Genomic DNA, 15,366 nt, shown 5'->3' with positions numbered 1-15,366 from the left:
GCGGGCGGCCATCGCGTCAGTCGGCTATCTGGATTCGATTACGCCCCGCCTGCTTGGCCGCGTAGACCGCAGCATCGACTCGCCGTAGCAGGTCATCCGCACTCTCCCCTTCGCGCCAGCCGGCGCAGCCGAAGCTGGCCGTTACCGACCCTACTCCCGCCACGTGCTCACGCGACAGCGCTTGCCACAGCGCCTGGGCCACCTGGAATGCCTGGTCGACGTTGGTATCCGGGCAGAGCACGACGAACTCCTCGCCACCCAGCCGACAGAGCACGTCAATGCGCCGCAGGCGCTCGCCTACCCGCTGGCACAGCGTCTTGAGTACCCGGTCACCGGCCTCGTGCCCATGGCAATCATTGATCTGCTTGAAGTGGTCGACGTCGAGCATCACCAGCGCCAGCGGTCCTTCGCGGCGTTCGGCGCGGGCGATTTCCAGGTCCAGCCGCTCCTGGAAGTAGCGCCGGTTGTAGACGCCGGTCAGGGCATCGGTGACCGAGAGCGCGCGCAACTCCTGCTCCACCAGCTTGAGACCGGTGATATCGGTGATGTAACCGTGCCAGAGAAACGCACCATCCTCGCCACGCTCCGGGACCGACTCCCCCCGCAGCCAGCGCAAACCCTGGCGCGGCAAAAGCACGCGGAAGTCCTCGCGCCAGGGCGCCAGCGCTTCCGCAGACCGCCGGATGGAGGTCTGGACCCGCTCGACGTCGTCAGGATGGATGCGCTCCAGCAGCCACGTGGCATCGTCACGCACCTTCTCCGATTCGACTTCGAAGACTTCGAGGATTCCCGCGCTGGTGTAGGGAAAGCTGAATTGCTCGTCCGGCTCCATGCGGAACTGATAGAGCACACCGGGCACCCGTGCGCTGAGTTTCTCCAGCAGGCGGTCGCGCGCCTCCAGCGCCTGTTGCACATGCTTGCGTTCGGTGACGTCGATTGCCACGCCCAGATAGCCCACCAGCACATCGCGTTCGTCGCGCACGCCGGTGAGTATCAGGCTGCAGGTCAACTGGCTGCCATCGCGGCGCCGGAATGTCCATTCGCGCTCGTCGTAACGATCGCCGGCAGTCACCTCTTCCACGTAGGCCTGATAGTCGGGAATCAGCTTGCCAAGTTGTTGCCCCAACTCGCGGCAGCGCGCTTCCACTTCGCCCTCGACGTGCAGCGCCACCGGGTGGCGGCCGATCATTTCCAGCGCGCGGTAGCCGAACATGCGCTCGGCACCGACATTGAACTGCAGGATGGCGCCACGCAGGTCGGTACTGATGATGGCGACCTGGGTCGCGGCATTCAGCAGGCTGCGCAACTGCCCGTGAGCCATGGCCAGCTGCAGTTCCACCGCCTTGCTGGAACTGATGTCGGTCTGGGTGCCGATCATGCGCAAGGGCATGCCCATGGCGTCCCGATCGACCACCCTGCCGCGGTCCAGTACCCAGAGCCAGCGACCGTCCTTGTGCAGCATCCGATGCTGGCTCTGATAAACCGTGCTGGCGCCGCGCAAGTGACGTTCCAGTTCGGCGCGCGCCTGCGGCTGGTCCTGGGGATGGATCAGGCGAGCTCGCGCCTCCAGGCTGTCGCCCACGTCCTCCTCAGTGTAACCGAGCATGCTCTTCCAGCCGCGTGAGAGGAATACTCGCCCACTCTGCGGCTCCCAATCCCAGACGCCGTGCCCGGCACCATCGAGGGCAAAGCTCCAGCGCTCTTCGCTCAACTGCAGCTCGATCTCCCGTTCGCGCAACTCCATCGTGCGCTGTGCCACCAGCGCCAGAGCGTTTTGCCGTTGGTTGACCATCAGCAGCAGGTAGCCCGCCAGCAAAAAAGTGAAAGCCAGGCCGCTGATTGCAACCAGCTTGGCCGTGGACAGCGGCGGCCCCTCCAGGAAGGCCGCGCTCGGCACCACTTCCAACAGATACTGGCGGTCGCCGAATGGCACCACGCGGCGAAGGCGCAGGTCGCTCTCCGGTACCTCGGCGCTCTGGTAGATCAGCTGTTCATGGCCATCCTCGCTGACGTCACTGACCCGCATCGCCAGGTTCGCCAGGTTGTCCGGTGCGATGGCAGCTTCCATTTCCAGATTGAGGCTGAGCACCGACACGACGAAACCGCGCAGCCCTGAATCCTTCGGCAGGTTGTCGTCATACACGGGCGCCAGCATGACCACGCCGCTGCTTTCACGCTCCACGGCCCCCATCACCCTTACCCGCTCGGTGACGGTCACGCCGTGAGTCTTCCGCGCCTTGGCAATGGCGGCTCGCCGCTGGGGGCTGGAGTTCAGGTCCATCCCCAGCGGCACCTGGTCGATGCGCGACGTCACGCTGTAGTAGACGGGGAAGTATTCATTGCGTGGGGGGCTGGGTACCAGGCCGTCCCCCTTCAGGTCACGTATGGCAAAACCGGCCATGCCTTCCTCGCGCCCCCGGGATTCGAATTGCTCGCGCTCGCTCCCCGTCACGCGCGGCACCCAGGAGTACACGAGCGTGTCGCCCAGCAGTGGGCCGACGAAACCCTGGAATTCGCTGAGGGTGACTTCATGGGAATTGCCGAAGAATCGCTGGACGGCATCCAGCTCCTTGAGCTGACCGTCCAGGCGCTCCTGGATGCGACTGATGCGTTCGGTGGCGGCGAGACTGAAGCGCTCACGCAATTGCGCCTCTTCGGCGCTGCGCACCGCCTTGCTGAGCAGGAGGGTGAGCGCCGCACCGCCGAAGATGGCCAACAGGCAAACCAGCCACACCAGGGGGCGGCCGGACAGCAAAGCCGACAGGTTCAGTTTTTCCGTCGCAAGCGACTGCATGCTTACTTCTCGAATCTGGGTGTGGAAATACCGTCCCTGTGAGGATGAACATAGCTAGGTAGTGGCACTTTGCCTAGGCGCGAACGCAGGCAGCCGACCGTCCACGGTAAACGCCGGACGGCCGGAGCTGGCTGGAAACAATGAGAGAGGCTTTGCGGGGGGATTTGGGTGGGGCGTTGCAGGCGGGAACGACGCGGTGGCGAGGGCCGCTCAAGGTGGAAGTCCGTGTCCGGTACTCCGCCTGGCGGCCCAGCCTGAATCAGCGCGTGGTCAGGCGCCAGGCGCGGTGGATCTTCGCATTTCGGGCGAAGTCAGGGTCCAGGGTTTCGGCGCTGATCTCGCTGACCGCATAACGGGACACCAGGCCCTCATCCAGTTGGAACTTGCGGAAGTTGTTGGAGAAGTACAACACGCCGCCCGGCGCCAGGCGCGCCATGGCCAGGTCCAGCAACTGGACATGGTCACGTTGGACGTCGAACACCCCTTCCATGCGCTTGGAGTTGGAGAAGGTCGGCGGGTCGATGAAGATCATGTCGTACTCGCCGCGATCCTCTGCCAGCCAGGCCATCACGTCGCCCTGCTGCAACTTGTGCTTGTCGGAGAAGCCGTTCAACGACAGGTTGCGCCGCGCCCAGTCCAGGTAGGTTTTCGACAGGTCCACGCTGGTGGTGCTGCGCGCGCCGCCCTTGGCTGCATGGACGCTCGCCGTGGCGGTGTAGCAGAAGAGATTGAGGAAGCGCTTGCCGGCGGCCTCGCGCTGGATGCGCAGGCGCATCGGGCGATGGTCGAGGAACAGGCCGGTGTCCAGGTAGTCGGTGAGATTCACCAGCAGCTTCACGCCACCTTCGCTCACTTCCATGAAGCGCCCTTCGCTGCCCTGGCGCTCGTACTGGCGAGTACCGCTCTGGCGCTCACGCCGCTTGACCACCACGCGAGACGGGTCGATATCCAGCGCCTGGGGAATCGCCGCCAGTGCATCGAGCAGGCGCGCCTGGGCCTTTTCCGGATCGATGGAACGCGGCGGCGCATACTCCTGCACGTGCACCCAATCGCCATAGAGGTCGACCGCCAAGGCGTACTCAGGCATGTCCGCGTCATACAGGCGATAACACTGGATGCCCTCCTTGCGCGCCCACTTGCCCAGTAGCTTGACGTTTTTCTGCAAGCGATTGGCGAACATCTGGCCGCCTTCGGAGAGGCGCGCCGGCTCTGCGCGCGGGGCGTTATGTTCGCCCTCCCCGGTTGAACGACGCTCGCCGGTCACGAACTGTTCCGGCAGCACCTTGAGCAGCAGAAGCTTGCACGCCAGGGCGCCGTTCCAGAAAGCGTATTGCTTGTGGCTACGGATACCCATGCGTTTGCCCAGCTCGGGTGCACCGGTGAACACTGCCGCTTCCCAGCCCAGGCAGGCCTGACGCAGGCGTTCACCGAGGTTCTGGTAGAGATAGAGCAGGCTGGCTTCGTCGCCGAGGCGCTCGCCGTAAGGCGGGTTGCTGACGACCAGGCCCTTCTGGTTCTGGTCCGGGCGCGGCTCGAAGGTGGCCAACTCGCCCTGGTAGATCTTCACCCAGTTGCCGAGGCCCGCGCGCTCGATGTTGTTGCGGCCGGGCTGGATCAGGCGCGGGTCCGCCTCATAGCCGCGAATCCACAGCGGCGGTTTGGCCAGGCCGGCGTCGGCGCGTTCGCGAGCCTCTTCGTGAAGCTTCTTCCACAGCGCCGGGACATGGCCCAGCCAGTTGGAGAATCCCCAGCGTTCACGCTTGAGGTTGGGGGCAATGTCGGCCGCTATCATCGCGGCTTCAACGAGGAACGTACCGACACCGCACATGGGGTCGGCCAGGGCCCCGCCTTCAGCGGCAATCCGCGGCCAGCCGGAACGAATCAGAATGGCTGCCGCCAGGTTTTCCTTGAGCGGCGCGGCCCCCTGCTGCAGGCGATAGCCGCGCTGGTGCAGGCTGTGCCCGGCCAGGTCGATCGACAGGATGGCCTCGCCCTTCTCCAGGCGCAGGTGGATGCGCAGGTCCGGGTTCACCTTGTCCACGGAGGGGCGTACGCCATCGGCGCCACGCAGCTTGTCCACCACCGCGTCCTTGACCTTGAGCGCGCCGAAGTGGGTGTTGTCGATGCCCGAACCGTGGCCGCTGAATTCCACCGCCAGGCTGCCGCTGGGCATCAGGTGATCGTGCCAGTCCACCGCCAGTACGCCCTGATAGAGGTCTTCGGCGTTCTGCACCGGGAAGCGCTTGAGCACCAACAGCACCCGGTTGGCCAGACGCGACCAGAGGCACAGGCGATAGGCAGTTTCCAGGTCAGCCTGGCCGCGCACCGCAGCAACCTGCTCGCGTACTTCCTGCAGGCCGAGTTGAGTAGCCTCTTCGACAAGCAAGCCTTCCAGGCTCTTCGGGCAGGTGAGGAAAAGTTCGTAGCGATCCGACATTGTGGAATCCAGGGCCCTTGCAGGCGATCAGCGGCACAGAACCTGATCTGTGCGGTAAGAAAATGTGTGACCAAAGGTCGCGGAACGGCCCTTCGTCGGAATGAAAAATCGTTTGTTTCGCGCGCCAAACCAAATAGCACTACGACATCACTGCTCTGGCCAGCCCCGAAGCCACGGGGCTTAGACCGAAAAGTGGCAAAAAACGTTTCCGTCAGCTTATGGCGGTTGCCACCTACAAGTTACGTCCTTATGACAAAACGATCATTCACAGGCCAGAGGGCATTGGTTAGAACTCAGCTTAACCCGCCGCCGCAATGGCAGTGGGATGAAGGCGCGTCACGCCGGCAACGCGTCTTCGAAGGCAGAACATTTTTCTGCTGCGGTTCCGCATTGGAACCAATGGACATAACAGTCAACAAATGAGGGCTACACCCTATGAGAAGACTTAAGCGTGATCCGATGGAACGAGCATTTTTGCGCGGCTATCAGCACGGCATCAACGGCAAATCCCGCGATCTTTGTCCTTTCACCCATCCCACCACACGGCAAGCCTGGATCAATGGTTGGCGCGAAGGCCGTGGCGATAACTGGGATGGCCTCACCGGCGCTGCCGGCATTCATCGACTGAACGAACTCCACGCCGTCGGCTGACACAGGATCACACCGACTTCACCAAGCACGCCCCATCCGGGCGGCGGGCGCAAGCCCAGGGGCTCCCAAGCGGGAGCCCTTTTTATTTGTGCTCAGTTTCGTGGCAGGCCGGCGATGGCATCCACCGCCTCGCGAATCAGGGCCGGTCCCTTGTAGATGAAGCCCGAGTAAATCTGTACCAGGCTCGCACCGGCGGCGATCTTCTCCGCCGCGTGACGCCCTTCGGTAATGCCACCCACAGCAATGATCGGCAGGCGACCACCCAGTTCACCCGCCAGCACTTTCACCGTCTGGGTGCTCTTGTCGCGCACCGGCGCGCCGGACAGCCCACCCGCCTCGTCGCCGTAGGGCAGCCCTTCGACACCTTCGCGACCGAGAGTGGTGTTGGTGGCGATCACCGCATCCATGCCGGACTCCAGCAGCGCCTTGGCAACCATCGCGGTTTCCTCGTCGCTCATGTCCGGGGCGATCTTGATAGCCAGCGGCACATGCTTGCCGTACTGGGCGGCCAGGGCCTCCTGGCGGGTGCGCAGGGCCTCCAGCAACTGCTTCAGCGAGTCACCGAACTGCAGGCTCCGCAGTCCGGGGGTGTTCGGCGAGCTGACGTTGACCGTCACGTAGTTGGCGTGGTCGTAGACCTTGTCCAGGCAGATCAGGTAGTCGTCGACCGCGCGCTCTACAGGGGTGTCGAAATTCTTGCCGATGTTGATGCCCAGAACGCCGTCATAGCGGGAGGCACGTACCCGTGCCAGCAGATGGTCGACGCCCAGGTTGTTGAAGCCCATGCGGTTGATGATGGCTTCGGCCTGGGGCAGGCGGAACAGGCGCGGCTTGGGATTGCCCGGCTGCGGACGCGGCGTCACGGTGCCGATCTCGACGAAGCCGAAACCGAGCTGGCCAAAGCCGTCGATGGCGTCACCGTTCTTGTCCAGGCCAGCGGCGAGGCCTACCGGGTTGGGGAACTCCAGCCCCATCACCTTCACCGGCAGGCTCGCCGGTGCCTTGGTCAGCAGACGGTTGAGGCCGAGACGGCCACCGGCTCCGATCAGGTCGATGGAGAGTTCGTGGGAGGTTTCCGGGGACAGGGAAAAGAGCAGCTCGCGGGCCAGTTTGTACATGGTCGGTCGGGCATCGATCGGCGATATGGGCCGGCGATTATAGCTGCGCTGCCCCCTTCAGGCGAGGCGACGCAGGCTCAGGAGCTTGCCATCGGCCGAGAATTCCAGCTCGAAGGTGCCGCAAACCCCGGTGTGACCCAGATGCGGGCGCAGATGATGGGCCGGCAGGCTGACCTTCCGGCCATCGCGACTGCGCAGCAGCACACGGTTGGCCCGACCTTGATAGACTGCACGGAATTCGTCCGCAGTCAGGGAAATATCCAGCATCACGCTGGGCATGGAGGCGTCCTCGACAATGAAGAGCAGGATTCTGCCACACCGTCCGTTCGTCCTGATTCCCCGCCAAGCGGAATTGTCCGACACCCGGTTCGCGCGGCCGGCAAGCCTCTGCCACACTGCCTGCCGTGACCGAGGAGTTTTCAGGCCATGAGTCAGATGCAGCCACCCCCCCCATTGAGCGCCCGCCTGGCTGCAATCGCCCAGCGTTTTGGCCTTGGCAAGGCTCCGCGCCGCGTGTTCGAGCGCGCCAGTCAACTGCATCTGCCATTCCAGCAACTGCCCTGTCCCCAGCAAACCATCTGGTGGCAGGCAGGGCCGCCCCTGCACCGTCTGGTGGAGCTACCGCGCAGCGCGTTGTCCGGCCCCGTCCAGGATGACAAGGCCGAAGCCCATGCAGTGCTGGTCGGCGTGATCAAGCGCAGTGAGCAGCACCTCTCCAGCTTCGACCTGCGCCATGTCGATGGCTTCTGCGGCCAGGAAAACGAGCCGGCGACCATCGCCAGCTTCGAGGACTACCTGACCGGCCTGCCCAGCCGCAAAGTGCGGATCATCAGCTACAAGGACTTCATCAAGGCCATCAGCCTGCCGTTGCCGCGCTTCCTCGCCGGTTCGCCCATCAGCCTGTTCCGGGCCAATTGGTGCGGAAAACGCGTGTTCTGGAACGGCGACCAGCATGCGGAAGCGTTTGCCGCGTCGATCGCGTACGCCCGCTTGCGAGAGCTGGAAGCCACCCTCCCCGCCGAGATCACCGACTACCGCATCGACGCTGGCGGCCTCGAACTGCTGGATGATCGCTACCATGTCCTCGCCATGCCCGTGCAGGCCTGGAGCGACCCCTCCTTCATGGGCCTGCTGCTGGATGGCGGCATTCCCTATTCCCGCCTGACCATTCTCCGCCATGCGGGTGCGCCGGAGTTCATCCTGCTGCCCAAGAAGCACGCCGACGCCACCGCCCTCGGCGAAGGCCTGCGGCTGGCTGGCGCGGCCGATGTCGTGAAGTACCTGCGGGCACTGGCCTGAGGGCCGGACACACTCCCCCACCGAAAGCGACTCTTCCCTCAGTTCGCCCTCGTTCAGGTCCCGGCCTTACTGGATCTTTTCGCCATGCAGCCGGAGCAGCGCCATGTTGGTCGGTTTCACCGACACGCTTCCCAGCTCGTCCAGAGTGAACCAGCGGCATTCGACGATCTCGCCGTCGGGGTGAGGCTCAAGGGATTCGGGCACAGCCATCCGATAGAAGTGGTGGTCTTCCGCCTCGAACACATGCCGCCCGAGGAACTGGGCATTCTCGAAGGGCAACGTCGTTTCCTCCCTCAGCTCGCGCCGCGCGGCCTCGACCGGCAGCTCGTTCACTTCGATCTTGCCGCCGGGCAAGGACCATTCCGGTGCCTCCTTCCGCACGAACAGAATCCTGTCGGCCTGGTGGCAAAGGACGGTTGCATGCAGCTCTATGGGTGCAATCATGATTTCTCCTCCTCTGTTTCCTAAGGGCCAGGGCAAGAGAGGAAAAGTTCAGGCAAAGCTACGACCTTCCTCGAACGCTTGAGGCCATTTCAGGGGACTGAACCCGAATCCCGACTCCGATAGTCAGGTTGAAGTCGGATCTTCTGTAGGAGCGAGCTTGCTCGCGAAAAGATCCCGCCCGGGCTGTTCGCGAGCAAGCTCGCTCCTACACGTTCGGCCATGAGCCCTACTCGCGATTGAGATCCCCCACAGCGAAATCCGTCGGACGAAAAAAAGCCCCGCCGAAGCGGGGCTGAGAGCACAAAACCTTTACGAAGCCACAGGCATCACGGAATGCAGATGCCGTGCTGGCCGCTCTGGGCCAGGTCCATGAGTTCGCGGTTGGCCACCGCGTACATGGCGTAGTCGGTCGCTGTGGCGGCGCGCAGTTCGATCAGCATGGCCTTCCAGCGCTCCACCAGGGCGCGATGCTGGTCCAGCCACAGCGCCACGCGCTCCTCGATGTCCGCAGGACCTTCGTTCATCTGCAGGACGGAGATGGTGATCGCACGCTGCTGCCAGTCCAGGTCGTCACGGAAAGCTTCCCGCGCCAGCGCTTGCCAGTTGTTCTCCACCGGCAGGCTGGTGATCTGCTGCAGGTACCAGGATAGGTCCAGTGCGCCGCCCACCGCGAAGTAGGCAGTGGCCACTTCGGCAGTGTCTTTGCCGGTGACATCCGATGCCTCGATGATCGGCAGCAGCGTGTAGAGGTGGCTGGTACCCGCCACGACACGAGCCAGGTCCTCCGGCGCGCCGGCTTCCACGTAGGACTGGAAGCGAGCAAGCCACTGCTCGCGGGATGGGCCTTCGAGCAGTTCGTCCAGACGACCGGCCAGGGCCTCCACACGCGGGGCGAAGTGGTTGACGTCGCGCGCGGCGTTCTGGTCTTCACGACGGCTGCGCAGGAACCAGCGGGTAGCGCGGCGGCCGAGGCGCATCAGCTCATCCATCAGGGTCAGCTGCAGTTCGGCCGGCACCTTGTAGTCCAGCGCCTCGATCTGCTTCCACCAGTGCGGCAGGCGGAACACGTCACGCACCACCACGTAGGCGCCAGCCACGTTGGCCGCGCTCATGCCTGTGGACTCCTTCAGACGTTGCACGAAGGTGATGCCCATGTGGTTGACCAGGTCGTTGGCGATCTGGGTGCTGATGATTTCGCGCTTCAGGCGGTGACGACGCATGGACTCGCCGAAGGTCTCGGCCAAACGTGCCGGGAAGGCGGTTTCCATTTCCTGGGCCAGGTAGTCGTCATCCGGCACCAGGGATTTGAGCAGCGACTCCTTGAGGTCGATCTTGCTGTAGGAGATCAGCACCGCCAGCTCGGGGCGGGTCAGGCCCTGGCCATTGGCAATGCGCTCGTTCAGCTCCTCGTCTGCGGGCAGGAACTCCAGGCCACGGTCCAGCTTGCCGGCCGCTTCCAGGGCGTTCATCAGGCGCTTGTACTCGCCGATCTTCTCGCGAGCGCGGCGCTGCGCCAGTGAGAGCGCCTGGGTCTGCTTGTAGTTGTTGCCCAGCACCAGGTTGCCCACGTCATCGGTCATCTCGGCCAGCAGCTTGTTGCGCTGTTTGCCGGTCATGTCGCCGTTGGCCACGATCTCGTTGAGCAGGATCTTGATGTTGACCTCATGGTCCGAGCAGTCCACACCGCCGGCGTTGTCGATGAAGTCAGTGTTGCTGGCGCCACCGTTGAGGCCGTACTCGACACGACCCAGTTGGGTCATGCCGAGGTTGCCGCCCTCGCCCACCACTTTGGCACGCAGCTCACGACCATCCACACGCAGAGCGTCGTTGGCCTTGTCGCCCACATCGGCGTGGCTTTCGCTGCTGGCCTTGACGTAGGTGCCGATGCCGCCGTTCCAGAGCAGGTCCACCGGCGCCTTCAGCAGAGCGTTGAGCAGCTCGGTCGGGGTCAGCTTGTCGGCCTCGATCTCGAAGCGTTGCTGCATCTGCGGGCTGATGGCGATGCTCTTGGCGGCGCGTAGGAAGATGCCGCCGCCCTCGGAGATCAGCTTGGCATCGTAGTCGGCCCAGGAGGAGCGCGGCAGGTCGAACATGCGCTTGCGCTCGATGAAGCTGGACGCCGAATCCGGGTTCGGGTCGATGAAGATGTGCATGTGGTTGAAGGCGGCAACCAGCTGCAGCTTGTCCGACAGCAGCAGGCCGTTGCCGAACACGTCACCTGCCATGTCGCCGATGCCGATCACGGTGACGTGATCCTTCTGCACGTCGATGCCGCGTTCGCGGAAGTGACGCTGCACCGACACCCAGCCGCCCTTGGCGGTGATGCCCATGCCCTTGTGGTCGTAACCAGCCGAACCGCCGGAGGCGAAGGCGTCACCCAGCCAGAAGCCGTAATCCTGGGCAATGCCGTTGGCGATGTCGGAGAAGGTCGCGGTGCCCTTGTCGGCGGCGACCACCAGATAGGGGTCGTCGGCGTCGTGGCGCACCACGTTGGCCGGCGGCACCACCTTGCCTTCCTTCAGGTTGTCGGTCACGTCCAGCAGACCGGAGATGAAGATGCGGTAGCAGGCGATGGCCTCGTTCTGGATGTCGTCACGAGTGCCGCCCACCGGCAGGCGACGCGGAATGAAGCCGCCCTTGGCACCCATGGGCACGATGACCGCGTTCTTCACCTGCTGCGCCTTCACCAGGCCCAGCACTTCGGTACGGAAGTCTTCCTCGCGATCGGACCAGCGCAGGCCGCCGCGGGCCACGTCGCCGAAGCGCAGGTGCACGCCCTCGACGCGCGGGCAGTAGACGAAGATTTCGAACTTGGGCACCGGACGCGGGATTTCCGGAATCAGGCGCGGACTCAGCTTGAAGCTGAAGTACGACTTGTTCTGGCCGGATGCGTCGGGCTGGTAGAAGTTGGTGCGCAGGGTCGCCTTGATCAGGTCCAGGTAGCGACGCAGGATGCGGTCTTCGTTGAGCACCGCCACGTTGTCCAGCTCACCGAGGATGGCCTGCTCCAGCTTCTGTTGCTTGTCTTCCAGGTCGTCCGTCGCCAGCTTGCGCGCCAGGTAGAAGCGGGTCTTGAACAGGCGCACCAGCTCCTTGGCGATGTTGGCGTGGTTCAGCAGGGTGCTGGCGATGTAGGAGAGGTCGAAGCCCAGGCGAATCTGCTTCAGGTAGCGCGCATAGGCACGCAGCAGGGCCACATCGCGCCACGGCATGGCGGCGGTCAGCACCAGGCGGTTGAAGGCATCGTTCTCGGCATGGCCGCCAACGATATGGACGAAGGCGTCCTGCAGGGTGTCGTTCAGTTCCTGCAGGTCCACTTCATTGCCCAGGGCGCTGGTGAAGGCGAAGTCGTGAATCCAGTACTGGCGACCGTCCTGGCGCGCCAGGCGATAGGGGAACTCGCCCAGTACGCGCAGGCCGAGGTTCTCCAGGATCGGCAGGACGTCGGACAGCGCCAGCGGGGTGTCGGCGTGGTAGAGCTTGCAGTGCAGCTGCTGCTCACCCTGGGCCAGCGGCTGGTAGAAGCTCATCACCAGCGGGCGCTCGTCGGACAGGCTGTGCAGGTGCTGCATGTCCACCACCGCCGAGTGCGGGGCGAAGCGCTCGCGATAGCCGGCCGGGAAGCCTTTCGGGAAGTCCGCCAGGACACGGGTGCCCTGCCCTTCGCCGAAGCTTTCGTTGACCAGGCTGGCGTAGTCGTCCTTCCAGGAGCGGCAAGCCTGGATGACTTCTTTCTCCAGCAACGCGATATCGACGTTCAGCTTGATCTTCGGGTCCAGGCGCAGGATGAACTGCACGCGCGCCAACACGGACTCGGAGAAGAAGGTCCAGAACTCGCAGTCGGTGGCCTGCAGGCGATCCATCAGGATCTGCTGGATCTTCAGGCGGGTTTCGGTGGAGTACACATCGCGCGGCACGTAGGCGAGCGCATAGGCGAAACGTCCGTACGGATCACGACGCAGGAACAGGCGAATCTTGTTGCGTTCCTGCATCTGCACGATGGACATGGCGGTGCTGAAGAGATCAGCCACCGGGGTCTGGAACAGGTCGTCACGCGGCAGGACTTCCAGAACCTGGGCCAGTTCCTTGCCCAGGTGCGCCTTGGCATCGAAACCGGAACGGCGCTGGATTTCCGCCACCTTGCGACGGATGTAAGGGATGTGCTCGACGCTTTCGGCATACACGGCGGAGGTGTAGAGGCCCATGAAGCGGCACTCCTTGATCACCTTGCCCTTGGCGTCCAGCTCACGGATGGAAACGAAGTCCGGGTAGGCCGGACGGTGCACACGGCTTGGCTCGGCTGCCTTGGCGAAGGACAGCAGATTGGGCTCGCGGAGGTACTCCAGGGCCTCGGCCTCGATGTGCACGTCGTCCTTCTTCAGGCCCGCACGGCGCAGCTTGGAAACCCCCAGCAGGGATTTCTCGTCGTACACCAGGTGGCCGCCGTTCTTGTCGTCGGCCACGGTGAATTCTTCATAGCCGAGGAAGGTGAAGTGGTCGTCCAGGATCCAGTCCATGAACACCTTCACTTCCTTCAGCTCTTCGCCATCGACCTTCAGCTTGGCCTTGTCCAGCCAGGCCAGCAGCTCCTGGGCCTTGGCCTTCATCGGCTTGAAGTCGGCCACGGTCACACGGACTTCACCCAGCACTTCCAGCAGGGCTTTCTCCAGGGTCTTCATGGCACCGTTGTTGGCGCAACGGTCGATCTCCAGGTACATCAGCGCTTCCTGGTGCACATCCTTGCCCTGGGTGCCCTTGGGCAGGACTTCCTGCAGTTCGCCCTTGGCGTTGCGGCGCACGCTGAGCACGTTGTTCTGCAGGGTATGAATGCTGTAGCCCCGACGGTTCAGCTCCATGCGCACCGAATCCACCAGGAAGGGGATGTCGGGGTGCAGCACTTCCACGGCGGTGTGGGTGGACTGCCAGCCGTGCTTCTCGTAGTCGGGGTTGAACACCCGCACTTCAGGGCTGGCGGGGTCGAAGCGTTCCAGCAGGCGCCAGGACGAGAGGGTGCAGCCGGCCAGGTCGGACATTCGGCGCTGGGTCAGCTCGTCGAGCGCGATGATGCCGAAGAATTGATCGGCGAACAGGGAAACTTGTGGCAATGCCTGTTCGCTGACGTGCTGCGCCAAGGCCGCTTGCAGTTGATGCTGGAAGTCGGCTTTGCTGGCCGCCGTGAAGAACGCCATGGTTGTGCTCCGCTAGGCTCGTTTTGTTGGGGTTAAGCGTAGAACGCTTAAAAGGCGGAGAAAGGGCCACAGGTCGATCCGGGCAGTGCGACCCTGCTCCGGGCAAGCGCCGGGAAACAACTGCGACCCGGCGGTCACCATTGCCGCGAAAGCTTAACGAGGGAGCAATGCAGCGCGCTTACGGTGCTGCGACATATTCGTTCAATCAGCGTCCGCCTATACCAACGTACAAGTCCTCTCCAAGCGTTACTCGCGATGAACTGCCAGCGATGGCAAATATCCATCCCCGTCACGGAACCAACGCCTGAATTCAGGCTCTTCTAGGCCGCCTCCCCTGGTCTGGATTAAAGTTATGCATCAACAACGGAGGGCCTACAGCTCTCTTTTCCCCAGCTCAACGAGTCCATCGATGGAACACCGTGAAGCGCTAGTCGCCCTGCGAAACTTCCTTTCCACCCAGATCCTCGGCCAGGAAAAGCTCATCGACCGCTTGCTGATCGCCCTGCTCGCCGACGGCCACCTGCTGGTGGAAGGCGCGCCCGGCCTCGCCAAGACCAAGGCGATCAAGGACCTAGCGGATGGCGTGGAAGCGGAGTTCCATCGCATCCAGTTCACCCCGGACCTGTTGCCGGCGGACATCACCGGCACCGAGATCTACCGTCCGGAGAATGGAAGCTTCGTGTTCCAGCAGGGGCCGATCTTCCACAACCTGGTGCTGGCCGACGAAATCAACCGCGCACCGGCCAAGGTGCAGTCGGCCCTGCTGGAAGCCATGGCTGAGCGCCAGGTGTCCATCGGCCGCTCCACCTACGCGCTGCCTCCGCTGTTCCTGGTGATGGCGACCCAGAACCCGATCGAACAGGAAGGCACCTATCCCCTTCCGGAAGCCCAGCTCGACCGCTTCCTGATGCACGTGCGCATCGGCTTCCCGGACGCCTCGGTGGAACGCAAGATCCTCCAGCAGGCCCGCGGCGAAGCGCTGCACGGCGAGACACGTGCCGAGCATCAGGTCAGCCAGCAGGCGATCTTCGCCGCGCGCAAGGAAATCCTCGGGCTCTACATGGCCGACGCGGTGGAGGAGTACCTGGTACACCTGGTCATGGCCACCCGCACCCCGGCCAAGTTCGACAGCGAACTGGCCGATTGGCTGGCCTGGGGCGCCAGCCCGCGAGGCTCCATCGCCCTTGACCGTTGCGCTCGAGCCCATGCCTGGATGGCAGGCCGCGACTTCGTCAGCCCGGAAGACATCCAGGCGGTGCTCTTCGACGTGCTGCGTCATCGCATTATTCTCTCGTTCGAAGCAGAAGCTGCCGGTATCGACCAGGACCGGGTAATCCAGCGCATCCTGGATGTGGTAGCGGTAGCCTGATGCGCCTGAAAGCGGTGGTCTGGAAGTTCCGGGCCAGGAAGCGCCGTCCGGCGACACCTGGCTCT

Annotated in this window: 9 protein-coding genes; 3 read left to right on the top strand and 6 right to left on the bottom strand. The window is 63.8% G+C overall.

What is annotated here, in order from left to right:
* Positions 1–16: 16 nt before the first annotated feature.
* Both DM872_RS02300 and rlmKL read right to left on the bottom strand, forming a co-directional pair.
* On the bottom strand, positions 17–2,794 hold the full coding sequence (locus DM872_RS02300) for a sensor domain-containing diguanylate cyclase (RefSeq protein ID WP_179057920.1): 2,778 nt from the start codon (positions 2,792–2,794) through the stop codon (positions 17–19).
* 259 nt (positions 2,795–3,053) lie between these two features.
* Positions 3,054–5,231 (bottom strand): bifunctional 23S rRNA (guanine(2069)-N(7))-methyltransferase RlmK/23S rRNA (guanine(2445)-N(2))-methyltransferase RlmL, encoded by a 2,178-nt coding sequence (rlmKL, locus tag DM872_RS02295; RefSeq protein WP_179057919.1) that lies wholly within the window; start codon positions 5,229–5,231, stop codon positions 3,054–3,056.
* 435 nt (positions 5,232–5,666) lie between these two features.
* Here rlmKL and rmf point away from each other — a divergent pair, with 435 nt between their 5' ends.
* Positions 5,667–5,882, top strand: a complete 216-nt coding sequence (gene rmf, locus DM872_RS02290) for a ribosome modulation factor (RefSeq protein WP_120651711.1) — start codon at positions 5,667–5,669, stop codon at positions 5,880–5,882.
* Between the two features lie 92 nt (positions 5,883–5,974).
* Here the strand turns inward: rmf and DM872_RS02285 are convergent, their stop codons facing one another.
* Both DM872_RS02285 and DM872_RS02280 read right to left on the bottom strand, forming a co-directional pair.
* Positions 5,975–7,000 (bottom strand): quinone-dependent dihydroorotate dehydrogenase, encoded by a 1,026-nt coding sequence (locus DM872_RS02285; protein WP_179057918.1) that lies wholly within the window; start codon positions 6,998–7,000, stop codon positions 5,975–5,977.
* Positions 7,001–7,057: 57 nt separating this feature from the next.
* Complete coding sequence (locus tag DM872_RS02280; protein WP_179057917.1) at positions 7,058–7,279, bottom strand: DUF2835 domain-containing protein; 222 nt, start codon at positions 7,277–7,279, stop codon at positions 7,058–7,060.
* Between the two features lie 147 nt (positions 7,280–7,426).
* Between DM872_RS02280 and DM872_RS02275 the strand changes: the two genes are divergently transcribed.
* Entirely contained in the window at positions 7,427–8,299 is an 873-nt protein-coding gene (locus DM872_RS02275; protein WP_179057916.1) for a DUF6685 family protein, read from the top strand.
* Positions 8,300–8,365: 66 nt separating this feature from the next.
* On the opposite strand, the gene DM872_RS02270 is transcribed toward DM872_RS02275, so the two are convergent.
* Together DM872_RS02270 and DM872_RS02265 are read right to left on the bottom strand one after the other, a co-directional pair.
* Positions 8,366–8,743, bottom strand: coding sequence for an NUDIX domain-containing protein (locus tag DM872_RS02270; RefSeq protein ID WP_179057915.1), 378 nt, complete (start codon positions 8,741–8,743; stop codon positions 8,366–8,368).
* A gap of 326 nt (positions 8,744–9,069) precedes the next feature.
* A complete protein-coding gene (locus DM872_RS02265; protein ID WP_179057914.1) occupies positions 9,070–13,932 on the bottom strand; it encodes an NAD-glutamate dehydrogenase in 4,863 nt (1,620 codons plus the stop codon).
* A 409-nt stretch (positions 13,933–14,341) separates the two neighbouring features.
* On the opposite strand from DM872_RS02265, the gene DM872_RS02260 reads away from it, so the two are divergent.
* The gene (locus DM872_RS02260) at positions 14,342–15,301 is read left to right on the top strand and encodes an AAA family ATPase (RefSeq protein ID WP_077525393.1); all 960 of its coding nucleotides are present in this window, start codon (positions 14,342–14,344) and stop codon (positions 15,299–15,301) included.
* Positions 15,302–15,366: the final 65 nt, after the last annotated feature.

Origin of the sequence: Pseudomonas taiwanensis (assembly GCF_013393345.1) — a bacterium.
Classification (GTDB): domain Bacteria; phylum Pseudomonadota; class Gammaproteobacteria; order Pseudomonadales; family Pseudomonadaceae; genus Metapseudomonas; species Metapseudomonas resinovorans_C.
This window is presented reverse-complemented; position numbering and strand designations above follow the sequence as displayed.

What these genes read in the sequence shown, in the direction of transcription:
- DM872_RS02300 (WP_179057920.1), bottom strand. Translation starts at nt 2,794, where the DNA reads ATGCAGTCGCTTGCGACGGAAAAACTGAACCTGTCGGCTTTGCTGTCC.
- rlmKL (WP_179057919.1), bottom strand. Translation starts at nt 5,231, where the DNA reads ATGTCGGATCGCTACGAACTTTTCCTCACCTGCCCGAAGAGCCTGGAA.
- rmf (WP_120651711.1), top strand. Translation starts at nt 5,667, where the DNA reads ATGAGAAGACTTAAGCGTGATCCGATGGAACGAGCATTTTTGCGCGGC.
- DM872_RS02285 (WP_179057918.1), bottom strand. Translation starts at nt 7,000, where the DNA reads ATGTACAAACTGGCCCGCGAGCTGCTCTTTTCCCTGTCCCCGGAAACC.
- DM872_RS02280 (WP_179057917.1), bottom strand. Translation starts at nt 7,279, where the DNA reads ATGCCCAGCGTGATGCTGGATATTTCCCTGACTGCGGACGAATTCCGT.
- DM872_RS02275 (WP_179057916.1), top strand. Translation starts at nt 7,427, where the DNA reads ATGAGTCAGATGCAGCCACCCCCCCCATTGAGCGCCCGCCTGGCTGCA.
- DM872_RS02270 (WP_179057915.1), bottom strand. Translation starts at nt 8,743, where the DNA reads ATGATTGCACCCATAGAGCTGCATGCAACCGTCCTTTGCCACCAGGCC.
- DM872_RS02265 (WP_179057914.1), bottom strand. Translation starts at nt 13,932, where the DNA reads ATGGCGTTCTTCACGGCGGCCAGCAAAGCCGACTTCCAGCATCAACTG.
- DM872_RS02260 (WP_077525393.1), top strand. Translation starts at nt 14,342, where the DNA reads ATGGAACACCGTGAAGCGCTAGTCGCCCTGCGAAACTTCCTTTCCACC.